We start from the raw sequence: 24836 nt of genomic DNA, 5'->3' as shown, positions 1-24836 counted from the left end.
GGTCAGCAAGCGCGCGCTTACTTGTAGGGATTGTCCTTCGAGTCGGGTTTCTGCGCGGCATAGTAGGCCGCCAGATCGGCGATGTCCTGGTCCGTCAGCGAACCGGCGATCGCGTTCATCGACGGGAAACGGCGGTCCTTCTTGCGGTAGGCCTGCAGCGCATTCGCGAGGTATTGCTCGTTCTGGCCGCCGAGAACCGGCACCCGGTAGACCTCCGGGTAGGCGGTGCGGTAATCCTGGATGCCGTGACAGCCGATGCACATGGCGGCCTTGCTCGCCCCGTCCTTCGGGTTGCCGACCACACCGGCCGCCTGCGCGCTGCCCGCGAGCGCCACGAGCGCTGCGACAACAACGTGTTTGCCGACGAATTTGTTCATAGCTCTTGTAACCTAGCTTGAGGGGAAACTGGCGCCAAAGCGGCAACGGCCCGCGCCGTTTTGCTTATCGGGTCGCCACGCAGGCCAAAAAAACGGCCAGATTGTACCGCGTCGGCGGGGAACGCGTCCATACGGCTTCCCGGCCCGTCCCGCCGCGGTCCCGCAACGATACGCGGCCGCGCCCGAACCCGACAGCCCTTCTGACTTATACTGGTTTTTTTTCGCGATAGAGAAGAGCGCCGCCATGCGTTTCGAAGGGTCCTCGCACTACGTCGCCACCGACGATCTGAAGCTCGCGGTCAACGCCGCGCTGACGCTGCAACGCCCGCTCCTGATCAAGGGCGAGCCCGGCACCGGCAAGACCATGCTCGCCGAGGAAGTCGCAGCAGCCCTCGACATGCCGCTGCTGCAGTGGCACATCAAGTCGACCACGAAGGCGCAGCAGGGCCTGTACGAATACGACGCCGTGTCGCGGCTGCGCGACTCGCAGCTCGGCGACGAGCGCGTGAAGGACATCGCGAACTACATCGTCAAGGGCGTGCTGTGGCAGGCGTTCGACGCCGAGCACCCGAGCGTGCTGCTGATCGACGAGATCGACAAGGCCGACATCGAATTCCCGAACGACCTCTTGCGCGAGCTCGACCGGATGGAGTTCCACGTGTACGAGACGCGCGAGACCGTGCGCGCGAAGCACCGTCCGCTCGTCATCATCACGTCGAACAACGAGAAGGAGCTGCCCGACGCGTTCCTGCGCCGCTGCTTCTTCCACTACATCCAGTTCCCCGACGCGTCGACGATGCAGAAGATCGTCGCGGTCCACTACCCGAACATCCGCGAGGAGCTGCTGCATGCCGCGCTCGAGAGCTTCTTCGAGCTGCGCGGCGTGTCGGGCCTGAAGAAGAAGCCGTCGACCTCCGAGCTGCTCGACTGGCTGAAGCTGCTGCTCGCCGAGAACATTCCGCCGGAATCGCTGCGCGGCGCCGATCGCAAGCAGATCGTGCCGCCGCTCGCGGGCGCGCTCCTGAAGAACGAGCAGGACCTGAGCCTGTTCGAGCGGCTCGTCTACATGAACCGGCACAACCGGTAAGCCCCCAACCCGCGAAGGCCCGGCCATGTTGCTCAATTTCTTCTACGCGCTGCGCGCAGCGAAGCTGCCCGTCTCGGTGAAGGAATACCTGACGCTGCTCGAATCGCTGAAGGCCGGACTCATCGCGCCGTCGATCGACGCGTTCTATTACCTCGCGCGGATGACGCTCGTGAAGGACGAGCAGTACTTCGACAAGTTCGACCAGGCGTTCGGCGCGTACTTCCACGGCGTGTCCGCGCTGCCGTCCGACGCGTTCGACATCCCGCTCGACTGGCTCGAGAAGCGCCTCGAGCGCGAACTGAGCGACGAGGAGAAAGCGCAGATCGAGGCGATGGGCGGGCTCGACAAGCTGATGGAGCGCCTGAAGCAGCTGCTCGACGAGCAGAAGGAACGGCACGAAGGCGGCAACAAGTGGATCGGCACCGGCGGCACGTCGCCGTTCGGCCACGGCGGCTACAACCCGGAAGGCGTGCGCATCGGCGGGCCGTCGAACGGCAACCGCACCGCGGTCAAGGTGTGGGAAGCGCGCGCGTTCCGCGACTACGACGATTCGGTCGAGATCGGCACGCGCAACATCAAGGTCGCGCTGCGGCGGCTGCGCCGCTTCGCGCGCGAAGGCGCTGCCGAGGAGCTCGACCTGCCCGGCACGATCCGCAGCACCGCGGCGAACGCGGGCTGGCTCGACCTGCGGATGGTGCCCGAGCGCCACAACAACGTGAAGGTGCTGATGCTGCTCGACGTCGGCGGCTCGATGGACGATCACATCAAGCGCACCGAAGAGCTGTTCTCCGCCGCGAAGGCCGAATTCAAGCACCTCGAGTTCTACTACTTCCACAACTGCGTGTACGACCATCTGTGGAAGCACAACCGGCGCCGCCACGCGGAACGCACCGCGACGTGGGACGTGCTGCACAAGTTCACGCCCGACTACAAGCTGATCTTCGTCGGCGATGCGACGATGAGCCCGTACGAAGTGCTGCAGCCCGGCGGCTCGGTCGAATACAACAACCCCGAGGCCGGCGCGGTGTGGCTGCGGCGGCTCGCCGACCAGTTCCCGCATCATGCGTGGCTGAACCCCGAGCCCGAGCGGCTATGGGAATACCGGCAATCGGTCGCGATCATCCGCGACCTGCTCGGCCAGCGCATGTATCCGCTCACGCTCGCGGGGCTCGAAACCGCGATGCGCGCACTCAGCAAATAACGGCGGCCGCCCGCGCGGCCCGCTTCTCCGGAGTCACCCATGAATCAGTCGTCCACCGCGGACGCGGGCCGCGCGAGCGGTCGTTTCTTCTCTGACACGTCGGTCTCGGCGCTCGTCGCCGGCTTCGTCGCGATGATGACCGGCTATACGAGCTCGCTCGTGCTGATGTTCCAGGCCGGCCGCGCCGCGCACCTGAGCGACGCGCAGATCTCGTCGTGGATCTGGGCGCTGTCGATCGGCATGGCGGTGACGACGATCGGCCTGTCGCTGCGCTTTCGTGCGCCCGTCGTCGTCGCGTGGTCGACGCCCGGCGCGGCGCTGCTGGTCGCGTCGCTGCCCGGCGTGCCGTACCCGGAGGCGATCGGCGCGTTCATCGTGTGCGCGCTGCTGCTGACCGCGGTCGGCATGAGCGGCCTGTTCGACACGCTGATGCGCAAGATTCCGGCCGGCATCGCCGCCGCGCTGCTCGCGGGCATCCTGTTCGAGATCGGCATCGAGATCTTCCGCGCCGCGCAATACCGGACCGCGCTGGTGCTCGCGATGTTCTTCACGTACCTGATCGTCAAGCGGCTCGCGCCGCGCTACGCGATCGTGACGACGCTGGTCGTCGGCACGGCGGTCGCGGGCAGCCTCGGCCTGCTCGACTTCAGCCGCTTCCACATCGCGCTCGCGAAACCCGTGTTCACGATGCCCGCGTTCTCGCTCGAGTCGATCGTCAGCATCGGCATTCCGCTGTTCGTGGTCGCGATGGCGTCGCAGAACGTGCCGGGCATCGCGGTGCTGCGCGCGGACGGCTACCCGACGCCGTCGTCGCCGCTGATCGCGACGACGGGCCTCGCGTCGCTCGCGCTCGCGCCGTTCGGCTCGCACGGCGTGAACCTCGCCGCGATCACCGCGGCGATCTGCACCGGCCCCGAGGCGCACGAGGACCGCGCGAAACGCTACACGGCCGCGGTGTGGTGCGGCACCTTCTACCTGATCGCGGGCATCTTCGGCGCGACGATCGCGGCGCTGTTCGCCGCGCTGCCGAAGGCGCTCGTCGTGTCGGTCGCCGCGCTCGCGCTGTTCGGCTCGATCATGAGCGGCATGGCCAACGCGATGCAGGACGCGCGGCAGCGCGAAGCGGCGCTCGTCACGTTCATGGTCACCGCGTCGGGCCTCACGCTGCTGTCGATCGGCCCGGCGTTCTGGGGGCTCGTCGCCGGGGTCGTCACGCAGGCGATCCTCAACGCGCGCCGCCCCGCGTAAGGGCCATTCGCACCGGCGGCGAAACCGGCCCCGGCGCGCTCGTCTGCGGTGCGAAACATATGTGACCCGATGCAACGCAATGCGCGACCCGATGCGCGACGCGAATCGGGCCTAGAATAGCGAATCGGAACCGGCGCCCCCCCGCGCGCCGCTTCGCTTCGCCGCCGCGTTCGCGCGGCCCGTGAGAACCCCGGCGCATCGCGCCCTCTTCTCGAATCGCCATGACTACCGCACTCGACCAGCTGAAGCAGTACACCACCGTCGTCGCCGACACGGGCGATTTCCAGCAGCTCGCGCAATATCAGCCGCGGGACGCGACCACGAACCCGTCGCTGATCCTGAAGGCAGTCCAGAAGGATGCGTACAAGCCGATCCTCGAAAAAACCGTCCGCGATCACCGCAACGAAAGCACCGATTTCATCATCGACCGCCTGCTGATCGCATTCGGCACCGAAATCCTGAAGCTGATTCCGGGCCGCGTGTCGACCGAAGTCGACGCACGCCTGTCGTTCGACGCGAAGCGCTCCGTCGACAAGGCGCACGAGCTGATCAAGCTCTACGAAGCCGCCGGCATCGGCCGCGAGCGCATCCTGATCAAGCTCGCGTCGACCTGGGAAGGCGTCCGCGCAGCCGAGGTGCTGCAAAAGGAAGGGATCAAGTGCAACATGACCCTGCTTTTCTCGCTGGTGCAGGCCGCCGCATGCGCGGAAGCCGGCGCGCAACTGATCTCGCCGTTCGTCGGCCGCATCTACGACTGGTACAAGAAGCAGGCCGGCGCCGAATGGGATGAAGTGAAGAACGGCGGCGCGAACGATCCGGGCGTGCAGTCGGTGCGCCGCATCTACACGTACTACAAGACCTTCGACTACCACACCGAGGTGATGGGCGCGAGCTTCCGCACGACGAGCCAGATCGTCGAGCTCGCGGGCTGCGACCTGCTGACCATCAGTCCCGATTTGCTGCAGAAGCTGCAGGACAGCAACGAGACGGTCGCACGCAAGCTGTCGCCGGACGCGCTCACGGATGCACCCGCCGCACGGGTCGCGATCGACGAAGCGTCGTTCCGCTTCCAGTTGAACGACGACGCGATGGCGACCGAGAAGCTTGCCGAAGGCATCCGCACGTTCGCCGCCGACGCGGTGAAGCTCGAGAAGCTGATCGACGCGCTGCGCTGAACCCTGCCGAACGTCAGCAGGCGGCAGCCAGTCTGACAACAGCCGTCAGCAGTCTTGCCGGAAACGGCCGCGAACCTTGCGTTCGCGGCCGTTTTTTCATCCCGCTGTCAGGCCCACGCACTACAATCCACGTCACGGGCGCACCGGCCGCTTCCCGGGCGCTCATCCCGGAACAGGAGACAACGATGCAAGTTCAACCGTACCTGACCTTCTACGGCCAGGCCGAAGCTGCCCTTCAGTTCTACGAAAAGGCGCTCGGCGCGAAGACGATGTTCAAGATGCACTTCAGGGATGCGCCGCCGAACCCCGACCAGCCGATCACGCCCGAAATGGCGGACAAGGTCATGCATGCGAGCTTCACGATCGGCGATTCGATGCTCATGTGCTCGGACGGCGACTGCCGCAATACGGGCGGCACGCACAGCGGCTATTCGCTGTCGCTGAACCCGGCGAGCGTCGATGAAGGCAAGAAGCTGTTCGACGCGCTCGCCGACGGCGGCGAAGTGACGATGCCCTTTCAGAAGACTTTCTGGGCGCTCGGCTTCGGCATGCTGAAGGACCGCTTCGGCGTGCACTGGATGATCAACGTCGAGGATCTGTCGCAACGCGAGGATCTCGCGAAGCGCGCAGAGGGCTGACGAGAAAAAACGCCCGCCACCTTCCGGCGGCGGGCGTTCGTGTTTCCGCGCATTCGACGCGCGTCAGCTCTCGACGACGTCGAGGTAATCCTCCGGCCGCGTGCGGTCTTCCGCATGCGCCATTCCCGTCACCCGCACGAGCACACTCACGACGATCGCGACCACGAGGTTCACGACCAGCGACCACACCGCCGCATAGCCGGGAATCGCATAGCCGAACAGGTGGATCGTGAAGATCGAGCTCGCGAGCTTCAGCGAGACCGCCATCCACGTGCCGCACACGATGCCTGCCGCCCAGCCGAGCAGCAGGCCGCGATAGTCGAGCACGCGCGTGTAGAGGCCGAGCACGATCGCGGGCAGCGTCTGGATGATCCAGATCCCGCCGAGCAGCTGCAGCTGGATCGCGTAGGTCAGCGGCAAGCCGATGACGAACGCGACCGCCCCGACCTTCACGATCAGCGACACCAGCTTCGCGACGTGGGTCTCCTGGTCGTGCGTCATGTTGCGGTTGACGAACTCGCGGTGGATGTTGCGCGTGTACAGGTTCGAGGCCGCGATCGACATGATCGCCGCCGGCACCAGCGCGCCGATGCCGATCGCCGCGAACGCGACGCCGACGAACCACGACGGAAAATACTCGAGGAACAGCGCGGGCACCGCGAAGTTCGGGCCGAACGCCTTGAAGTACGACGCATACTGCGGCATGTCCTTCACGCCCGACGCAAGCGCCATGTAGCCGAGCAGCGCAAGCAGGCCGAGCACGAACGAGTACGCGGGCAGCATCGCCATGTTGCGGCGGATCGAGTTGCCGGACGACGACGACAGGATCGCCGTGACCGAATGCGGATACAGGAACAGCGCGAGCGCCGAGCCGATCGCGAGCGTTGCGTACGCGCTGTAGCCGTTCAGGCTTGTCGCATCCGGCGCCTTGAGCAGCAGCTTCGCGGGCGGCACGTGGCCGAAGATCTGCCCGAAGCCGCCGAGCTTCGCCGGGATCACGATGACCGCCGCCGCGATCGTGATGTAGATCAGCACGTCCTTCACGATCGCGATCATCGCGGGGGCGCGCAGGCCCGACGTGTACGTGTACGCGGCGAGGATCGCGAACGCGATGATGAGCGGCAGGTCGCCGACGAAGCCGGTCGTGTCGAAGCCGAGCGCGCCGATCACGACCTCGATGCCGACGAGCTGCAGCGCGATGTACGGCATCGTCGCGACGATGCCCGTCACCGCGATCGCGAGCGCGAGCATCCGGCTGCCGTAGCGCGCATTGACGAAGTCGGCGGCGGTCACGTAGCCGTAGCGCTTCGCGACGCTCCACAGCTTCGGGAACACGACGAACGCGAACGGATAGATGACGATCGTGTACGGCAGCGCAAAGAAGCCCATCGCGCCCGCGCCGAACACGAGCGCCGGCACCGCGACGAACGTGTAGGCGGTATAGAGGTCGCCGCCGAGCAGGAACCACGTGACGATCGTGCCGAAGCGGCGGCCGCCGAGACCCCACTCGTCGAGATGCGCGAGATCGCCGCGCCGCCAGTTCGCGGCGAGGAAGCCGATGATCGTGACGCCGATGAAGAGCAGGACGAAAACGAAAGTCGCGGCAAGGTTCATCGACGGCCTCCTTGCGTGCCGCCGCCCATCCACGCGTTCTTGGTCTTGAGGTAGACGAACGCGGTGATCACCGCGCTAATGAGCACCCACAGAAGCTGGTACCAGTAGAAGAACGGAAAGCCGAGCCATTGCGGATCGACCTTGTTGTACGACGGCACCCAGACCATCGCGATCGGCGGCAGCACCAGCAGCCAGAGCCAGCGCTTCGCGGCCCGGTTGGCGTCGGCATCGTGAGCCATGACGTCTCCTCATCATTCCCGGTTATCGAAGTTCTTGTCTTGAACGGGTACGGCGGCGAGAGGAGCGGCGAAACGGGTAAGCTGCGGCTCCCCTGGCTTCGCGCCAGTATAGGAGCCGCGTGAGCGCGGTCAAGCAGGGACGAACCCGGACGATCCGTCCCTGTCGCGCGCTCGCGCCGGCATTCGGCCGGCGCATGAGGCGTCAGATCGAGAACGACGTCGCGTTCGGCGCGACCGATGCTTTCAAAGCTTTCACCCACTTGCGCGCGGGCAGGTCGACGGCCGCCTCGATCACTTTCGCGCGCGCGTCGAGCTCCGCGAACGTCACGTCGAGCGCGGGTCCCGAGAACGCGAGCGCGATGCGGTTGCCGTCGTGCACTTCCGGCAGCGCGATCACGCGATTGTCGAACGCCGCGTTCAGGTGCTTCATGTTGCGCACGAAGCTCGGATGATCGCCGAACAGGTTGATCGTCGCGATGCCCGCGTCGGCGAGGCAGCCGCGCACCGCGCGGTAGAACGCGACGCTGTCGAGCACCGGGCCGCGCGCGGTCGCATCGTACAGGTCGATCTGGATCGCGCCCGTGGTGCCGCGGTTGGCCGCGTCGTTGACGAAGTCCCACGCGTCCGCTTCGTGGACGGCGAGGCGCGCGTCGTCGGACGGCAGCGCGAACATCGTGCGCGCGGCGACGATCACGGCCGGGTTCAGCTCGACCGCCTCGACCTTCGCGTGCGGCAGGAAGCGGTGCGCGAACTTGGTCAGGGCGCCCGTGCCGAGCCCGAGCTGCACGATGCGCGCGGGCGTTTCGAGGAACAGCAGCCAGGCCATCATCTGCTGCGCATACTCGAGCTCGATATGGAGCGGCTTCGAGATCCGCATCGCACCCTGCACCCATTCGGTGCCGAAGTGCAGGTAGCGCACGCCGCGCTCCTCGGAGAACGTCACCGGCGCGAAGCGCGGCTTGCGCGGCGCTTCGAGGACGGGCACGTCGTCGTGTTCGTCGATGTCCGCGCGGCGCTTCACGCGCGGCGGCTTGAGTTTCGAGGAGCCGTTGTACGCGGACGGCTCGTCGCGCTTGAATGCGCGCGCCTCGGCGGACGCGCGCTTGATCAGTCGGGTCATGAATGAATCTCGCAGGGGGTGAGGCGGGTTTTGCGGACGAGAGGATAGCATTCGCGGCGGGGGACGACCCTCGACAGCGCTATAGCGAAGCGCTTCGATCGCGCATGACTTCGCCGCCTGTTGGCGCTACGCTGCATCCATTGACGACCGGAGATCGCATGGCATCGAACGGCAAGAAAATCTGGTTCCCGGCCAAACGCTATGGATGGGGATGGGGTTTGCCGGTCACCTGGCAAGGCTGGGTGGCGCTCCTTCTGTACCTGCTCGGCGTCGTCGCGAGCGCGTGGCTTCTGCCGCCGCACGAGGCGCCATTCGCATTCGGCTCATGCGTTGCGCTGCTGACCGCGGCGCTGGTCGTCGTGTGCTGGCTGAAGGGCGAAAAGCCGAAATGGAGATGGGGCAAAGACGATTGACCGCGGCCGGCCTGCCCGCCTTAATCCCCGTGCGCCGTTTTCCTTACGATTCAAGATTCGCCGTTCCGTGCCGATATTCCCGAACGGTGGCCGATTCGGCTCCCATCAGACAAGACCTCACGCTATAACACCCGCCGATCGCGCACCGGGCGGCATGGCTTCCCTGCCCCCGTGTAAGCCGATTTTAATAATCAGAGGTAGTTCAACTATGCGCAACGTTGTCCGAGCAGTCGGCCTGATCACGCCGATTGTGTTATTGGCCGCCTGTTCGATGGTCGCTCCGCCGTATTCCCCCGCTGTCGACAACATTCAGTCGCTCAAGAACGTCACGACCGCGCACGCGAAAATCGGTGCATTCGAATCGCGCTCGGATACCACCAATCGGTACCCGCTCCCGTTGCGCGCAAACTTGATGAAATCCCCGGTTGGAGATTCGTTCGGCGCCTATCTTGCCGACGCGATGACGAAGGAATTGCAGTTGGCCGGCAAGCTTTCTCCACAAAGCGATGTCGAGATCAAGGCAACGCTATTGGAAAACGACATCGACGTCGGCTTGGCAACCGGCGCCGCGAGAATGTCGGCACGCTTCATCGTGATGCGCGCCGGCGCAGTGCGTTACGACCAGGTCAAATCCGCGCACACGCAATGGGATTCGGCATTCGCGGCAATGATCGCCGTACCGAAAGCACGCGAAGAATATCCGCTCGTCGTGCAGAAGTTGCTCGGCGAGCTATACGCCGATCCCGCCTTCCTCGAGGCAATTCAATAACGTTACCAACCACAACACGAGAGACCAAGAATAATGGCATTGATTCGAATGATTGCAGCAGCAAGCGTGGTCGCGGCATTATCCGGCTGCGCGCACGAAATTTCGCTGACCGGCGACGCGAACAAAATTCCGACCCTGTCGACATCGCCACTCGACAAGACGGTGGGCCTTGTCATCACGGATGAACAGTTGTCGAAGGAAGTGATTACGCCCGGCGGGGGCGGTGACAAGGTGAGCTATCGCCCATACCACGACCTTGAATTGCCGATCTACATCGGTCTCGGCCACGTATTCAAGAATGTGACCAAGCTCAAGAGTGCGCCGGACGCAGCAACGATTCAGGCCAAGCATCTTGATTACGTGATCACGCCGACGATCAAGACGACGTCGTCGTCCCCGAGCCCCTTCACGTGGCCGCCCACGAATTTCTCGGTCAACCTCGCTTGCACGGTGGCGGACCCGAGCGGTCAGACCGTGACCACCGCGGACGTGACGGGTACCGGCCACGCGGAGTTCAGCGAATTCAAGCGCAACTTCGGCCTTGCCGGCCAGCTTGCTACGGCCGATGCGGTGTCCAAACTGCAATCCGCGCTGGCCAAGGCGCCCGAATTGCAAAAATAGGCGCATGCACGGCGCGGCTGAAACGAACGACGGTTCGACCGCGCCGTACCGCCCACGCGCGATGACGGGGATTCGCCGCAGTCAGCCGCGCGCAGTCAGCCGCGAATTCCCCGCCAAAAGACCAGCTTCTGCTCGAACGACAGCATCGCATTCGCGGGGCTCGACGAAGGCAGCACGAGCGTTTCATACCCGGCAGCCCCGATCACTTCGGCAAACCGCCCTGCCGTCTTCCCGTTGAAACACACCCTCTTCAGCAGCGGCGCATGCTCGCGCAGCGCATCGAAATCATTCGGCTTCGCATGGCGAATCGCCGAATCGAGACTGCCCTGGCGATGGCATGCGTCGAGGACGTCCCAGATGCCGATCCCGTGCGACAGCACGCGTTCGAGCCGCGCGTCGTACGCAAGCTCGTGCAGCCCCGGCTCGCCGAGCACCGCACCGAGCAACCGCCAGAACTGGTTGCGCGGATGCGCGTAGTACTGCGCGGCGTCCAGCGACGCCTCACCCGGAAAGCTGCCGAGGATCATCGTATGGGTGGCCGGCCCGACGACCGGCGCAAAGCCTTGCAGCATCACGCGGCTCCCGACGGGCGCAGAGCGTCGCCATACGCTTCGACATGCCGCCACAGCGCGGGCAGCATGCATTCGGTCACCATCAGCGGCGCGCCGTGCCGCTGAAACACCGAGCGCCGCGCGGCGAACGCGTGCGGCGCGCGCACGCCGCCGAGCGCATGGCTCGCGAGCGCATACAGCGGATGGCCGGCGATCACGCGCCGGCTGACGAGCGCCGAGCGCTCGACCTGCGGATCGCTGTACAGCAGCTCCGCGAGCGGCCGCGTGCGCAGCCGCCGCATCGCCTGCCAGATGCCCTTGCTCGCGGCGAGCGGCGCAATGCTGTGCGCGGCGACGTACGGCGTGCCGTCGACCGACAGGATCACCTCGCGCACCCACATCGGCGCGCGCGGCACGCACGCGAGCGCCGCGTGCTCGTCGAACCACGGGCCATCGACCGCCTCGCGCGTCACGCGCACGCTCACGCGGCCGAGCCGCGCGAGATGCGCGGTCAGCGAGCCGCCGCGCGTCAGCCAGTCGCGCTGGTCGAGCGTGCAGCCGGGCCGCGGCGTCTCGCGCCAGCCCGACTGAGCGCCGTCGAAGCGCATTCGCGCGCTCACGCGGCGCGCGACAGCAGCAGCGCGTTGGTCCGCTTCACGAAGCTCGCCGGATCGTCCAGCATGCCGCCCTCCGCGAGCAGCGCCTGGTCGAACAGCAGGTGGCACCAGTCGCCGAAATCGGCGCTGTCGGCGTTCAGTTGCTTGACGAGCGCATGCTCGGGATTGATCTCGAGGATCGGCTGGAACGACGGGGCCGACTGGCCGGCCGCCTTCAGCATCCGCTGCAGGTAGCCGCTCATGTCGTTGTCGTCCGCGACGAGGCACGACGGCGAATCGGTCAGGCGGAACGTGACGCGCACGTCCTTCACCTTGTCGCCGAGCGCTTCCTTCATCTTGTCGACGACCGGCTTGATCGCGTCGCTTGCCTGCTCCTGCGCCTTCTTCTCGTCGTCGTTCAGCTCGCCGAGATCGAGGTCGCCGCGCGCAACGCTCGCGAGCGGCTTGCCGTCGAATTCGTGCAGGAACGACAGCATCCATTCGTCGACGCGGTCGGTCAGCAGCAGCACCTCGACGCCCTTCTTGCGGAACACCTCGAGATGCGGGCTGTTCTTCGCGGCCTGCCACGTATCGGCCGTCACGTAGTAGATCTTGCTCTGCTCGGGCTTCATGCGCGCGACGTAGTCGGCGAGCGCCACGTCCTGCTCGGCGGTATCGCCGTGCGTCGACGCGAAGCGCAGCAGCTTCGCGATGCGCTCGCGGTTCGCCTGATCCTCGCCGAGCCCTTCCTTCAGCACCTGGCCGAACGCGCGCCAGAACGTCGTGAACTTCTCCTTGCCCGCATCGTCCTCTGCGTTCGCGAGCTCCTCGAGCATCGACAGCGCGCGCTTCGTCACGCCTTCGCGGATCGCCTTCACGTCGCGGCTTTCCTGCAGGATTTCACGCGACACGTTGAGCGGCAGGTCCGCCGAATCGACCACGCCCTTCACGAAGCGCAGGTACTGCGGCAGCAGTTGCTCCGCGTCGTCCATGATGAACACGCGCTTCACGTACAGCTTCAGGCCGCCGCGGTAGTCGCGGTTCCACAGGTCGAACGGCGCGTGCGCCGGCACGAACAGCAGCTGCGTGTATTCGCTGCGGCCCTCGACGCGGTTGTGCGTCCACGTGAGCGGGTCCTGGTGGTCGTGCGCGACGTGCTGGTAGAACTGCTTGTACTGCTCGTCGGTGACGTCGCTCTTCGAGCGGGTCCACAGCGCGCTGGCCTGGTTGACGGTCTCGTCCTCGTCCTTCAGGACCATCTCGCCCTTTTCCTGATCCCATTCTTCCTTCTGCATCAGGATCGGCAGCGCGATGTGGTCCGAGTACTTCTGGATGATCGACTTCAGGCGGTACGACGACAGCAGCTCGTCCTCGCCTTCGCGCAGATGCAGCGTGATCGTCGTGCCGCGCTGCGCGCGCTCGATCGCGTCGACCGTGAAGTCGCCCTCGCCCGCGCTTTCCCAGCGCACGCCTTCCGAGGCCGGCAGGCCCGCGCGGCGGGTCTCGACGCTGATCTTGTCCGCGACGATGAAGCCCGAGTAGAAGCCGACGCCGAACTGGCCGATCAGCGCGGCGTCCTTCTGCTGGTCGCCGGACAGCTTCGAGAAGAATTCCTTGGTGCCCGAGCGCGCGATCGTGCCGAGGTTCGCGATCGCCTCGTCGCGGCTCATGCCGATGCCGTTGTCTTCGATGGTGATCGTGCGCGCGGCCTTGTCGTAGCCGATGCGGATGCGCAGGTTCGGATCGTTCTCGTACAGCGCGTTGTTCGCGAGCGCCTCGAAGCGCAGCTTGTCGGCGGCGTCGGACGCGTTCGACACCAGTTCGCGCAGGAAGATTTCCTTGTTGCTGTAAAGCGAATGAATCATCAGGTGGAGGAGTTGCTTGACCTCTGCCTGAAAGCTCATCGTTTCGTGTGCCATGGATTCAGTTTCCTCTTACTTGAATGGTGTGTCCCCGTTGCGCGGCGCGCGATGCCGGGCGGGTATTGCGCGCCTATCTGGGGACGGGCGAAGCGATTTCAAGGGGGCCGGACAATCGCAGCGTGCGGATGGTACATGCGTCACGTGCGGCCGGTCCGATCCGGCCGCCAAACCGCATCAATTCGAACACGTCCAATGTTTCCACCGCCGGAAATTTGTTTCAATGGCGCCTTCGCTATTAGAAGGCGGCATACGTACGCCGACTATGCACTGGAGGCAATTCAGCAGACCAAGGAGTCGGCATGCGCGCCGTGAGAATTTACCGCGGGTTTGGTCTTCTTGCCGCGTTGCTGGCAAGTGCTGCATATGCCGGCAATCAACCATTTACGGGGACTTTCGTCGGTCATGGCCGGCAATGCGATGGCCAACTTCGCGTGACCGAAAAAACGATCGAATGGCGCACGCCTTTCGCCCATTGCACGAAGCGCCCCTATCAAGCGATTGACAGCGATCCGGCCTCCGCCAAGCCGAAAATCGCGTTCTTGCTGAAAGGACGGGCGTGTGATTTCGGCGTGATATCGCTGCATTTCGATCCAGCCTATCCCGATTACTGGATCGCAAAAGGCTACAGGAATCTGGATGGCTACCGGCACGATAGCGCGGACGCACTAAGCTGCAGCGTCGCGCACGCGCGGAAGTAACGCGTGCAACTTGCCGCGCGGCTGCAAAGTATCACTCGGCACGCTGCGCGGCCTCACCCACCCGCCCCGCGCCTCGACACCGTCCCCAGATACTCGCCGAGAAACGGCGCCAGCGCCGGATCACCGCAATTCGCGATATTGAACCGCGTCCACGTCGACGGCGACTGCTGCGGCGAGAACAGGCTGCCCGGCGTCAGCAGGAAGCCCGCCTCGTGCGCGGCGGCCGCGAGCGCGTCCGAATCGACGCCCGTGTCGGCCCACAGGAACATCCCCGACGCGGGCATCGTGAACAGGCGCAGGCCCGTGCGCTCCAGCATCCGCGCAGTCTTGTCGCGCACGCCGTCGAGCCGTGCGCGCAGCCGCTCGACGTGGCGGCGGTAATGCCCTTCGGTCAGGATCTTGTACAGCACGCGCTCGTTGAGCTCCGGCGTCGTCATGCCGACCAGCATCTTCTGGTCGGTCACCGCCTTCGCGATCTCCGGCGCGCACGCGACATAGCCGACCCGCAGGTTCGCGGCGAGCGTCTTCGAATAGCTGCCGAGGTAGATCACGCGCTTCAACTGGTCGAGGCTCGCGAGCCGCGTCGCCGGATAGCTCGGCGGGCACAGGTCGCCGTACACGTCGTCCTCGACGACGAGGAAGTCGTACGCCTCCGCAAGCTTCAGGATCCGGAACGCCTGCGCGGCCGACAACGACGTGCCGGTCGGGTTCTGCAGCACCGAGTTGATCACGAGCATCTTCGGCCGCCACATCTGCACGAGCGTCTCGAGCGCATCGAGATCGGGGCCGTCCGGCGTGTACGGCATGCCGACGAGCTGCGCGCCCTGCGCCGCGAAGCGGCCGAACATCTGGAACCAGGCCGGATCGCCGACGATCACCGCATCGCCCGGCCGCACGTAGATCCGCGCGATCAGGTCGATCGCCTGCGTGATGCCCGACACGAGCACGAGCTGGTCGGGCGTCGCGCCGATCTCGACTTCCGCGAGCCGCGTCTGCAGCTGCTGGCGCAGCGGCAGGAAGCCCTGCGCGGTGCCCAAGCCGAGCATGTGCGCGCCGGCCTGCCGCCCGAGCGCGCGCAGCGCGCCGGTGATCAGCTCGCCGTCGAGCCAGCGGCTCGGCAGGTAGCCGAGCCCCGGCCCCTTTTCCGGGCTGACGGTGTGCAGCATGTTGCGCAGCAGCCAGACGACGTCGATCGTATTGTGGACGGGCGCCGCCTCGGCGCCGCGCGACGCCGGATCGAGCGGCTGCGGGCCGGCGACCCGCTCGCGCACGTAGAAGCCCGAGCCGCGCCGCGAATCCAGGTAGCCCTGCGCGACGAGCCGCTCGTACGCCTCGACGACGGTGAAACGCGACACGCTCTTGTCGAGCGCGAGCTTGCGGATCGACGGCATCCGCATGCCGGGCCGGAACACCCGCTCGTCGATGCGCCGCCGCGCCCACTGGACGAGCTGCTCGACGAGCGTGAGGGTGGCGGTGTCGTGCGGGACGGGGATCTGATCGAGCGGAACGGTCGACATGGCAAGGCTCCAACTGTACCGAAGGGTATCGCCGCGATTGTACCGTTACTGTGCCGGTCGGCACGATTACAGTTGGTCGGACCATGCGGCGCGCGGCCGCCGCTTCCGGCGGCGCTGCCTGCCGGACAGGGCAGCCCGCAGGCGCCGCGCAAGCTCGACGCGCCGGCCGGCAGAGCGCCCTGCCACCGCGACACTTTGATTTTTTCCGACCTCCGATCTTCATGGCAGCCCATTCCCTGACACTCGACCATCTGGTCGTCGCCGCGCGCACGCTCGACGAAGGCGTGCGCCACGTCGCCGGCGCGCTCGGCATCGAGCCTGCCGGCGGCGGCCGGCACCCGCTGATGCGCACCCACAACGCGCTGTTCGGCGCCTGGGGCGGCCTTTACCTGGAGGTGATCGCGATCGATCCCGACGCGCCGGCCGACGCCGGCGCGCCGCCGCGCACGCGCCTGTTCGCGCTCGACGATCCGGCGCTGCAGGCGCGGCTCGCGCACGGCCCGTTCCTCGCGCACTGGGTCGCGCGAGTCGACCGGCCGCGCCAGCTCGCGCTGTGGCAGCGCCAGTACCCGGCCCGCATCCCGCCCGTCGTCGCGATGCGGCGCGGCGACCTGAGCTGGGGCCTGACGGTGCCCGACGACGGCGCGTTCCCCGCGTGGCAAGGCGCCGGCGACGGCCTCGTGCCGTCGCTGATCCAGTGGGACAGCCCGCGCCATCCGTCCGACGCGCTGCCGCGCGACGGCGTCGCGCTGAAAGCGCTCAAGGGCATCCATCCGCGCGCGGATACGGTGCGCGAACAGCTCGACTGGCTCGGCGCCGCTCACCTGCTCGGCCTCGAAGCCGGCGACGGCACGCCCGCGCTCGTCGCCGAGTTCGACACGCCCCAAGGCACGCGCACGCTGCGCTGAGCCGCTCACACGACGCAAGGAGACACCCTCGACATGAATTCGCGCGAAACCCGGGGCATGCTGCTCGGCCTCATCGGCGTGATGATCTTCAGCCTGACGCTGCCGATGACGCGCATCGTCGTCGCCGAACTGCACCCGCTCCTCAACGGGCTCGGCCGCGCGCTCGCCGCCGCGGTGCCGGCGGCCCTGCTGCTGTGGTGGCGGCGCGAGCCGCTGCCGACCCGCGCGCAGCTGAAAAGCCTCGCGATCGTGTCGTCCGGCGTGATCGTCGGGTATCCGGTGTTCTCCGCGTGGGCGATGAAGACGGTGCCCGCGTCCCACGGCGCGGTCGTCAACGGGCTGCAGTCGCTGCTGGTCGCGCTGTACGCGGCGTGGCTGTCGCGCGAACGGCCGTCGAAGGCGTTCTGGGTCAGCGCGGTGACGGGCAGCGCGCTCGTGATCGCGTTCGCGCTGCGCGACGGCGGCGGCGCGCTGCAGGCGGGCGACGCGCTGATGCTCGCCGCGGTCGGCATCGGCGCGCTCGGTTATGCGGAAGGCGCGCGCCTCGCGCGCCAGATCGGCGGCTGGCAGGTGATCTGCTGGGCGCTCGTCGTATCCGCGCCGTTCCTGGTGCTGCCGGTCGGCTGGCTCGCATGGATGCAGCACGCGGCGCACCCGGGCCCGCTCGCGCCGCGCACCTGGCTCGCGTTCGGCTACGTGACGCTGTTCTCGCAGTTCATCGGCTTCTTCGCGTGGTACGCGGGCCTCGCGATGGGCGGCACCGCGCGCGTCGGCCAGGTGCAGCTGCTGCAGATCTTCTTCACGATCGCGTTTTCGGCGCTGCTGTTCGGCGAGACCGTCGCGCCGTCGACGTGGCTGTTCGCGGCCGCCGTGATCGCGACCGTGATGCTCGGCCGGCGGGCCGCGGTGGCCCCCGCGCCGCAACCCGCTCGCGCTGGCTGAATTGGTGCGCCATAATGGCCGTTTTGCCCGTCTGATTTTGCCCACCCGGCCGCGCCTGACCGATCGCCGTCGACCCAGCCTACCCGGCTGCGCCGCACCGACCGGCCCGGCCGACCATCATGACCGACCCTGATATCCGAACGAGGAGACATATGAATCCGAGCGACCTGCATCCGCCGCACTGGCAGCTTTCCGAACGCGCCCGCAAGCTGACGAGCTCTGCGATCCGCGAGATCCTGAAGGTCACGGAGCGCCCCGAGGTCATCTCGTTCGCCGGCGGCCTGCCCGCCCCCTCGACGTTCCCGGCCGAGCGCATGCGCGCCGCCGCCGACCGCGTGCTGCGCGATGCGCCGGCCGCGGCGCTGCAGTACAGCGCGACCGAAGGCTACCTGCCGCTGCGCGAGTGGATCGCCGAGCGCTACAGCGTGCGCGTGTCGCAGGTGCTGATCACGACCGGCTCGCAGCAGGCGCTCGACCTGCTCGGCAAGGCGCTCGTCGACCCGGGCAGCCCGGTCCTCGTCGAAACCCCGACCTACCTCGGCGCGCTGCAGTCGTTCTCGCTGTACGAGCCGCGCTACGTGCAGGTGCCGACCGACGAGCAGGGCCTGCTGCCCGAGGGCCTCACGCCCGACCTGACGCAAGGCGCGCGCCTGCTGTACGCGCAGCCGAATTTCCAGAACCCGACCGGCCGCCGCCTGCCCGTCGAGCGCCGCCGCGCGCTCGCCGCGTTCGCGCAGACGAGCCCGTTCCCGGTGCTGGAGGACGATCCGTACGGCGCGCTCAACTATCAGGGCGAGCCGCTGCCGACGATGCTGTCGATGGCGCCCGATCACATCGTGCATCTCGGCACGTTCTCGAAGGTGCTCGCACCGGGCCTGCGGATCGGCTACATCATCGCCCCCGAGGAACTCCACTTCAAGCTCGTGCAGGCCAAGCAGGCGACCGACCTGCACACGCCGACGCTCACGCAGCGCATCGCGCACGAAGTGATCAAGGACGGCTTCCTCGACGAGCACATCCCGACGATCCGTCAGCTGTACGGCGCGCAATGCGAGGCGATGCACGCCGCGCTCGCGCGCCACATGCCCGAAGGCGTGACGTGGAACCGCCCGGAAGGCGGGATGTTCATCTGGGTGAACCTGCCGCAGCAGATCGACAGCATGAAGCTGCTCGAAGCGGCCGTGGCCAACCACGTCGCGTTCGTGCCCGGCGCGCCGTTTTTCGCAAACGACGCGCAGCAGAACACGCTGCGCCTGTCGTTCGTCACGGTGCCGCCCGAGCAGATCGAGGAAGGCGTCGCGCGGCTCGGCAAGCTGCTGCGCGAGCGTCTCTGATCTCCCTTTCCCTTCACGACTCGCAACGAGGAATCGAACAGATGGCAAACGTCTACGACAAACTGAAGTCGCTCGGCATCGAACTCCCGACCGCCGGCGCCCCGGCCGCCGCCTACGTGATGAGCGCGCAAAGCGGCAACACGGTCTACCTGTCCGGCCACATCGCGAAGAAGGACGGCAAGGTCTGGGCCGGCAAGCTCGGCGCCGACCTCACGACCGAGGACGGCAAGGCGGCCGCGCGGTCGATCGCGATCGACCTGCTCGCGACGCTGCACGCGCACACGGGCGACCTGAACAAGGTCACGCGCATCGTCAAGCTGATGAGCCTCGTCAACTCGACGCTCGACTTCACCGAGCAGCACGTCGTGACGAACGGCGCGTCGGAACTGATCGCGGAAGTGTTCGGCGACGCGGGCAAGCACGCGCGTTCGGCCTTCGGCGTCGCGCAGATCCCGCTCGGCGCGTGCGTCGAGATCGAGCTGATCGCCGAAGTCGCGTAACGCAAGCGCCGCGATGCCCGGCCGCCTCGTCCGCTTCAGGCAGGTCGACGTGTTCACGTCGGTGCCGTTCATGGGCAACCCGCTCGCCGTGATCTTCGACGCCGATTCGCTCGGCGACGACGACATGCTCGCGATCGCCCGCTGGACCAACCTGTCGGAAACGACGTTCGTCTGCACGCCGACCGACCCGGAAGCCGACTACCGCGTACGGATCTTCACGACGGCCGGCGAACTGCCGTTCGCCGGCCACCCGACGCTCGGCACCGCGCACGCGTTCCTGGAAAGCGGCGCGCGGCCGCGCACGCCGGGCCGGCTGATCCAGCAATGCGGGGTCGGCCGGGTCGCGCTGCGCGAGCAGGCCGGCGGCTGGGCGTTCGCCGCGCCGCCGGCCCGCGTCACGCCGCTCGACCGTTCGGACTACCCGGTGCTGGCTGCCGCGTTGCGCAGCGACGCGATCGACCTGGAAGCCGAGCCGTGCGCGGTCGACAACGGCGCGCCGTGGCTGGTCGTGCGGCTGAAGTCGGCCGACGCGTGCATCGGCCTGTCGCCCGATCCGGCCGCGCTGGCGGCGCTCACGCACCGCTACGGCATGGACGGCCTCGCGGTCTACGCGCCGCACGCCGAAGGCGGCCCCGCGACGTTCGAAATACGCTGCCTGATGACGGGCGGCAACTTCGGCTTCGGCGAGGATCCCGTGACCGGCAGCGCAAACGCCGCGCTGGCCGGCGTGCTGACCCGCCAGCAGCGCCGCCCCGGCCCGTCGTACACGGCCCGCCAGGGCACGGCCATCGGCCGCGAAGGCCGCATTTCCGTCGCCTACGACGACGACGGCACGACGTGGATCGGCGGCAGCACCGTCACGATCGTCGACGGCAGTTTCCGGCTTTCCGTCTGATCATCGGATATTTCGCGGTGCGCCATGCGCACCGCGACTGCCGGCGCTATGCTTACCCAGCTATCGCAAAAACGATCCAGCCAGTAATATCGGGCCTAATCCGTCGCTTGAGGGTCTGTCCACAGATGCGTTTTCCGCAGATGAACAGCCGCTGACGCGACCCCATATTCAGCCATCCTGCGGGATGGCGCACGCGCGCCAGGACGCCGCCCCTTTTTGATGAGCTCCGCCCGGTCATCCCATACGCCGCCGACCCGACCGCTGCGCGCGCCGCGCAAGTCGCGCCGCCGCGCGCTGTTCGCGATCCCGCTGCTCGGGATGCTCGCGCTCGCGCTGCTGTGGGCGGTCATCGTCGCGCGGATGTCCGTCGAAAAGGACAGCGCGTACAAGGAAGCGGCGGCTTCCGCGGCGATCCTGTCGTCCGCGCTCGAGCAGCACACCGTCAAGGCGATCCACCAGGTCGACCAGATCACCCGCTTCGTCAAGTTCGAATTCGAGAAGTCGCCGGCGAACTTCAATCTCGCAAGCGCCGTCGAGAAAGGCGTCGTGCCGAGCGACACGCTGATCCAGGTCTCGCTCCTCAACGCGAAGGGCATCCTGTTCGCGAACACCTCCGAACGCCATCCGCAACCGATCGACCTGTCCGACCGCGAGCACTTCAAGGTGCACGTGAATCGCAACGACGACCAGCTCTACATCAGCAGGCCCGTGCTCGGCCGCGTGTCGAGCCACTGGACGCTGCAGATGACGCGCCGCCTGAACAATCCCGACGGCAGTTTCGCGGGCGTGGTGGTCGTGTCCGAGGATCCGAGCTACTTCACGAACGATTTCTACAACAACGCGGCGATCGGCAAGGAAGGCGTGATCGCGGTCGTCTCCGACACCGGCGCCGTGCTCGCGCGCCGCACCGGCCTGCTCAACAACGCGCCGGGCGCGTTCTCGGCATCGGGCGTGTACCCGCTCGCCGAGCGGGTCTCGGGCACGATCGTCGACCCGATCGACAACGTGACGCGCATCGTGTCGTACCGCCATCTCGACGGCTATCCGCTCGCGGTGATGGTCGGCCTGTCGCAGGCCGAGGAATTCGCCGACTACAACCATACGCGCAACGTCTACCTGCTGATGACGAGCTTCATCACGCTCGCGATGCTTGCGTTCTTCGGCGTCGCGACGGGGCTCATCGGCAAGCTGCTCGGCCGCGAGCGCGAAATGACCCAGCTCGCCGAATACGACCTGCTCACCGGCCTCGCGAACCGCTACGCGACGCTGCGCGGGCTGCGCAACGACGTGTCGATGCCGTCGAGCCTGTCGCGGCTCGGCCTGCTGTTCATCGACCTCGACAATTTCAAGACGGTCAACGATACGCTCGGCCACAACGCCGGCGACATCGTGCTGCAGATGACGGCGTCGCGCCTCGCCGACGCGGTCGGCGACGAAGGCGCGCTGTCGCGCATCGGCGGCGACGAGTTCGTCGTCGTGATGAAGGGCGACGACGTCGAGCGGCGCGCGGTGCGGCTCGCCGAGGCGATCATCCGGATGTTCGGCGAACCGTTCGACGTGCGCGGCAGCTCGTTCGTGCTGCACGCGAGCATCGGCATCGCGCTGCACACGGTCGCGAACGAGAGCGAGATCGACCTGCTGAAGAAGGCCGACCTCGCGATGTACAGCGCGAAGGACGCCGGCAAGAACTGCTACCAGTTCTATGCGCCGCACCTGTCGCACCGCGCCGATCACCTGATGCGCTGGGAACAGCAGCTGCGCGTCGCGCTCGCCGAAGGGCAGCTGTTCCTCGCATACCAGCCGAAGATCGACCTCACCCACCGCCACATCACCGGCTTCGAGGCGCTCGCGCGCTGGGACCACCCGGAACACGGGATCATCTCCGCGAACGAATTCATCTCGATCGCCGAATCGACGGGCCTCATCGTTCCGATCGGCGATTTCGTGATCCGCACCGCGTGCGAGCAGATCGCGCGCTGGCGCGACGAAGGGCACGACACGCTGACGCTCGCGGTCAACATTTCGCCGGTGCAGTTCTGGCGCGGCGACCTGATCGAGACGATCTCGCGCACGCTGCAGGAAACCGGCATCGACGCCGGCCGCCTCGAACTCGAGATCACCGAGACCGCGATGATGGAGTATCCGGAGCTCGTCTCCGAGAAGATCGTCGCGCTCAAGAAGCTCGGCATCCGCATCGCGCTCGACGATTTCGGCACCGGCTACTCGTCGCTGTCGTACCTGCACCGTTTTTCGGTCGACACGCTGAAGGTCGACCGCTCGTTCGTGCAGGCGATCCCGAACGACCGCAGCGTGTGCGTGATGGTGTCGTCGATCGTGCATCTCGCGCGCTCGCTCGGCCTGACGGTCGTCGTCGAAGGCACTGAGACCGAGGAACAAGTCGCGTGGCTGTCGGCGCTCGGCGAGATCGAAGCGCAGGGGTTCCTGTTCTCGCGTCCGGTGCCGGCCGACGCGATCCCGGCGCTGCTCGCACGCTACGGCGTGCGCGGCGGCCGCGCGAAAGTCGTCCCGCATCGCGCGACGGGCAGCACCGGCGCCTGAACAACGCCGCCCGGACGCGTTGTTTCGTTGTCCGACCAGCTTGTTTACTTAGCGTTTTCGCGCATGGTCGCCGCACGCCATCGGCCAGACAATGCCCAAGGCAGGTACGTCCATGGCCAGACGTCCTATATTCAGGGCCCGTTCGCGCGAGTGACGACGGGCCTACGCCTCTATACACGCCATGATGAGCGTCGAAGTCGCAGCCGCCCGGCACGTGGAACAGGAATCCCTGTGGGCCTTTTTCAAGGTCGTCACGGGCATTTCCGCCGTGTCCTGGGGCGGGCTCGCGATGATGGCGCAGCTCGAGCGCCGCTACGTCGAACGCCTGCAGCGCATCGAGCCGCCCGCGTTCGGCGACATCGTGTCGCTGGCCTGGCTCATGCCCGGCCCCGTGGGCTGCAACGTCGCGATCCAGGTCGGCCAGACGCTGCACGGCCGCATCGGTGCATGGATCGCCGGCTTCGCGAGCGTGCTGCCGTTCTTCGTGATGATGACGCTGTTCGCGGTCTTCTACCGCACGCCGTTCGTGCGCACGCTCGCGGCGCCCGTGATGCTCAACCACTTCAGCATGGTGCTCGCCGCGCTGATCGGCGTCACCTGGGTCAAGCAGCTGCGCACGCTGGTGCGCGCGCGGCTCGAGCAGGCGATCGCGGCGGTGTCGACGCTTCTGCTCGCGTTCGCGCACAGCCCCGCATCGTTCGTCGTGACCCTGTTCGCCGCGTTCGCCGCCGGCTGGCTGACCGGGCCGTCGCAGGACAAGCGGGTCAACTTCACGCTGGCGAAGCGCGACCGCAAGCTGCTCGTCGTGCTCGCGGCGTTCGTCGCGCTGTTCGCGCTGCCGATTCCCGGCGACTATCAGGCGACGCTGCTGTGGGCGCGGCTCGCGGGCGCCGGCATGACGCTGTTCGGCGGGGGCTTTTCCGCGCTGCCGGTGCTCAAGGCGCTGTTCGTCACGCCCGAGACCGGCATCTCCGATCACGACTTCATGCTCGCGTTCGCGCTGTCGCCGGTGTCGCCGGGGCCGCTGCTGAACGTCGTGCCGTTTCTCGGCTACCTGACCGACGGCTGGCGCGGCGCGCTCCTCGCGACCGCCGCCCTGTTCATCCCGTCCGGCTGCCTCGTCGTGTTCGCGCAGCGTCACCTGTTCCGCCTCAGGCGCCATTCCCGCTTCGAGCACGGGATGCGGCTGCTGCGCGCGGCGACGACCGGGTTTCTCGTCGTCGCCGTCGTGAAGATCCTGCACCGCGAACCGGCCGACCCCGTCTACTGGCTCACCGGCGCGTTCGCGACCCTGTGCTTCGCGCGCTTCAAGTTGCCCGTCTACGCGGTGTACGGCACGGTCGCGATCGCGTGCGGCGCGTGGCTCTGGGCGGCCGCGCACTGACCGCCGGCCGCCCGTGGCTCACGCGGCAACGCGTCGCGCGAGCCGGCGCGCCCGCAGGCTGTCGTACGCGAGGTTGAAGCAGAACGTATAAGGCAGGAAGAACAGCACGATGCCGAGGTCGAGCAGCAGCGCCTCGACGAGGCCGATGCCGAGCCACCATGCGGCAAGCGGCACGACCATCGCGACGAGCCCCAGCTCGAACGCGACCGCGTGCACGATCCGCAGGCCCACGTTGCGCGTCCAGCCGAAGCGCCGCTCGAGCCGGTCGAACAGCGTGTTGAACGTCATGTTCCACGCCATCGCGATCAGCGACACCATCACCGTCAGCGCGCCGACGTGCGTCACCGGCATGTCGAGCAGCCACGCGCCGAGCGGCGCGCACAGCGCGATCGCGACCAGTTCGAACGTCAGCGCGTGCACGAGCCGTTCCGTCATCGTTTTATTCGTATGTTTCATCGCAAACCTCGGGTCCTGTGTGATCCATGCACGCCATTCTGATCGGCCTGACCGGATGATTCCAATTGGTTA

25 protein-coding genes are annotated in these 24836 nt (G+C 67.0%); 16 read left to right on the top strand and 9 right to left on the bottom strand.

Annotated elements, in window-relative coordinates:
• Positions 1 to 17: 17 nt before the first annotated feature.
• On the bottom strand, positions 18 to 377 hold the full coding sequence (locus tag HWX31_RS20730) for a c-type cytochrome (RefSeq protein WP_010091098.1): 360 nt from the start codon (positions 375 to 377) through the stop codon (positions 18 to 20).
• Positions 378 to 621: 244 nt separating this feature from the next.
• On the opposite strand from HWX31_RS20730, the gene HWX31_RS20725 reads away from it, so the two are divergent.
• The 5 genes from HWX31_RS20725 (at position 622) to HWX31_RS20705 (ending at position 5726) form a co-directional block, all read left to right on the top strand.
• On the top strand, positions 622 to 1464 hold the full coding sequence (locus HWX31_RS20725) for an AAA family ATPase (RefSeq protein WP_059612950.1): 843 nt from the start codon (positions 622 to 624) through the stop codon (positions 1462 to 1464).
• Between the two features lie 25 nt (positions 1465 to 1489).
• Positions 1490 to 2665, top strand: coding sequence for a vWA domain-containing protein (locus HWX31_RS20720; protein WP_010091096.1), 1176 nt, complete (start codon positions 1490 to 1492; stop codon positions 2663 to 2665).
• A gap of 39 nt (positions 2666 to 2704) precedes the next feature.
• Entirely contained in the window at positions 2705 to 3913 is a 1209-nt protein-coding gene (locus HWX31_RS20715) for a benzoate/H(+) symporter BenE family transporter (protein ID WP_174962106.1), read from the top strand.
• 221 nt (positions 3914 to 4134) lie between these two features.
• On the top strand, positions 4135 to 5088 hold the full coding sequence (tal, locus tag HWX31_RS20710) for a transaldolase (RefSeq protein WP_059633231.1): 954 nt from the start codon (positions 4135 to 4137) through the stop codon (positions 5086 to 5088).
• 185 nt (positions 5089 to 5273) lie between these two features.
• On the top strand, positions 5274 to 5726 hold the full coding sequence (locus HWX31_RS20705) for a VOC family protein (protein ID WP_010091093.1): 453 nt from the start codon (positions 5274 to 5276) through the stop codon (positions 5724 to 5726).
• 63 nt (positions 5727 to 5789) lie between these two features.
• On the opposite strand, the gene mctP is transcribed toward HWX31_RS20705, so the two are convergent.
• The 3 genes from mctP to HWX31_RS20690 all read right to left on the bottom strand — a co-directional run bounded on the left by mctP (position 5790) and on the right by HWX31_RS20690 (position 8699).
• Complete coding sequence (mctP, locus tag HWX31_RS20700) at positions 5790 to 7340, bottom strand: monocarboxylate uptake permease MctP (protein WP_174962108.1); 1551 nt, start codon at positions 7338 to 7340, stop codon at positions 5790 to 5792.
• Positions 7337 to 7579, bottom strand: a complete 243-nt coding sequence (locus HWX31_RS20695) for a DUF3311 domain-containing protein (RefSeq protein ID WP_174962110.1) — start codon at positions 7577 to 7579, stop codon at positions 7337 to 7339. The genes mctP and HWX31_RS20695 overlap by 4 nt, the downstream gene beginning before the upstream one ends.
• A 202-nt stretch (positions 7580 to 7781) precedes the next feature.
• On the bottom strand, positions 7782 to 8699 hold the full coding sequence (locus tag HWX31_RS20690; RefSeq protein WP_059612940.1) for a class I SAM-dependent methyltransferase: 918 nt from the start codon (positions 8697 to 8699) through the stop codon (positions 7782 to 7784).
• Between the two features lie 158 nt (positions 8700 to 8857).
• On the opposite strand from HWX31_RS20690, the gene HWX31_RS20685 reads away from it, so the two are divergent.
• The 3 genes from HWX31_RS20685 (at position 8858) to HWX31_RS20675 (ending at position 10502) form a co-directional block, all read left to right on the top strand.
• Positions 8858 to 9112: a hypothetical protein gene (locus HWX31_RS20685; RefSeq protein ID WP_174962112.1), complete on the top strand. Its 255-nt coding sequence runs from the start codon at positions 8858 to 8860 to the stop codon at positions 9110 to 9112.
• 208 nt (positions 9113 to 9320) lie between these two features.
• A complete protein-coding gene (locus HWX31_RS20680; RefSeq protein WP_059537181.1) occupies positions 9321 to 9881 on the top strand; it encodes a hypothetical protein in 561 nt (186 codons plus the stop codon).
• 33 nt (positions 9882 to 9914) lie between these two features.
• Positions 9915 to 10502 carry a hypothetical protein gene (locus HWX31_RS20675; protein WP_059656061.1) on the top strand — a complete coding sequence of 196 codons (588 nt, stop codon included), beginning with the start codon at positions 9915 to 9917 and terminating at the stop codon, positions 10500 to 10502.
• A 95-nt stretch (positions 10503 to 10597) separates the two neighbouring features.
• Here HWX31_RS20675 and HWX31_RS20670 read toward each other — a convergent pair whose 3' ends face one another.
• Genes HWX31_RS20670 through htpG form a run of 3 tightly spaced genes read right to left on the bottom strand, consistent with a single transcriptional unit; the run spans position 10598 to position 13568 of the window.
• Entirely contained in the window at positions 10598 to 11074 is a 477-nt protein-coding gene (locus HWX31_RS20670; protein WP_174962114.1) for a DNA-deoxyinosine glycosylase, read from the bottom strand.
• Positions 11074 to 11661 carry a chorismate--pyruvate lyase family protein gene (locus tag HWX31_RS20665; protein WP_174962230.1) on the bottom strand — a complete coding sequence of 196 codons (588 nt, stop codon included), beginning with the start codon at positions 11659 to 11661 and terminating at the stop codon, positions 11074 to 11076. The genes HWX31_RS20670 and HWX31_RS20665 overlap by 1 nt, the downstream gene beginning before the upstream one ends.
• Positions 11662 to 11669: 8 nt before the next feature.
• Complete coding sequence (htpG, locus tag HWX31_RS20660; protein WP_174962116.1) at positions 11670 to 13568, bottom strand: molecular chaperone HtpG; 1899 nt, start codon at positions 13566 to 13568, stop codon at positions 11670 to 11672.
• Between the two features lie 302 nt (positions 13569 to 13870).
• Here htpG and HWX31_RS20655 point away from each other — a divergent pair, with 302 nt between their 5' ends.
• Positions 13871 to 14269 carry a hypothetical protein gene (locus HWX31_RS20655; protein ID WP_174962118.1) on the top strand — a complete coding sequence of 133 codons (399 nt, stop codon included), beginning with the start codon at positions 13871 to 13873 and terminating at the stop codon, positions 14267 to 14269.
• Positions 14270 to 14322: 53 nt separating this feature from the next.
• Here the strand turns inward: HWX31_RS20655 and HWX31_RS20650 are convergent, their stop codons facing one another.
• Entirely contained in the window at positions 14323 to 15786 is a 1464-nt protein-coding gene (locus HWX31_RS20650; RefSeq protein ID WP_174962120.1) for an aminotransferase-like domain-containing protein, read from the bottom strand.
• 221 nt (positions 15787 to 16007) lie between these two features.
• On the opposite strand from HWX31_RS20650, the gene HWX31_RS20645 reads away from it, so the two are divergent.
• The 7 genes from HWX31_RS20645 to HWX31_RS20615 all read left to right on the top strand — a co-directional run bounded on the left by HWX31_RS20645 (position 16008) and on the right by HWX31_RS20615 (position 24308).
• Entirely contained in the window at positions 16008 to 16694 is a 687-nt protein-coding gene (locus tag HWX31_RS20645) for a VOC family protein (RefSeq protein ID WP_174962122.1), read from the top strand.
• A 33-nt stretch (positions 16695 to 16727) separates the two neighbouring features.
• Complete coding sequence (locus tag HWX31_RS20640; RefSeq protein WP_174962124.1) at positions 16728 to 17636, top strand: DMT family transporter; 909 nt, start codon at positions 16728 to 16730, stop codon at positions 17634 to 17636.
• A gap of 152 nt (positions 17637 to 17788) precedes the next feature.
• Positions 17789 to 18970 (top strand): aminotransferase-like domain-containing protein, encoded by a 1182-nt coding sequence (locus HWX31_RS20635; protein ID WP_174962126.1) that lies wholly within the window; start codon positions 17789 to 17791, stop codon positions 18968 to 18970.
• A 41-nt stretch (positions 18971 to 19011) separates the two neighbouring features.
• Entirely contained in the window at positions 19012 to 19470 is a 459-nt protein-coding gene (locus tag HWX31_RS20630) for a RidA family protein (protein ID WP_011885634.1), read from the top strand.
• Positions 19471 to 19483: 13 nt separating this feature from the next.
• Complete coding sequence (locus HWX31_RS20625) at positions 19484 to 20365, top strand: PhzF family phenazine biosynthesis protein (RefSeq protein ID WP_174962128.1); 882 nt, start codon at positions 19484 to 19486, stop codon at positions 20363 to 20365.
• Between the two features lie 219 nt (positions 20366 to 20584).
• Positions 20585 to 22924: a bifunctional diguanylate cyclase/phosphodiesterase gene (locus HWX31_RS20620; protein ID WP_174962130.1), complete on the top strand. Its 2340-nt coding sequence runs from the start codon at positions 20585 to 20587 to the stop codon at positions 22922 to 22924.
• Positions 22925 to 23105: 181 nt separating this feature from the next.
• Positions 23106 to 24308: a chromate transporter gene (locus tag HWX31_RS20615; protein WP_174962132.1), complete on the top strand. Its 1203-nt coding sequence runs from the start codon at positions 23106 to 23108 to the stop codon at positions 24306 to 24308.
• Between the two features lie 18 nt (positions 24309 to 24326).
• Here the strand turns inward: HWX31_RS20615 and HWX31_RS20610 are convergent, their stop codons facing one another.
• Positions 24327 to 24764 carry a multidrug/biocide efflux PACE transporter gene (locus HWX31_RS20610; protein WP_174962134.1) on the bottom strand — a complete coding sequence of 146 codons (438 nt, stop codon included), beginning with the start codon at positions 24762 to 24764 and terminating at the stop codon, positions 24327 to 24329.
• Positions 24765 to 24836: the final 72 nt, after the last annotated feature.

Source organism: Burkholderia ubonensis, from assembly GCF_902833085.1.
Taxonomy (GTDB): Bacteria; Pseudomonadota; Gammaproteobacteria; order Burkholderiales; family Burkholderiaceae; genus Burkholderia; species Burkholderia ubonensis.
Note: the sequence above shows the minus strand (reverse complement) of the source record. Positions and strands in the feature narration are given on the sequence as shown.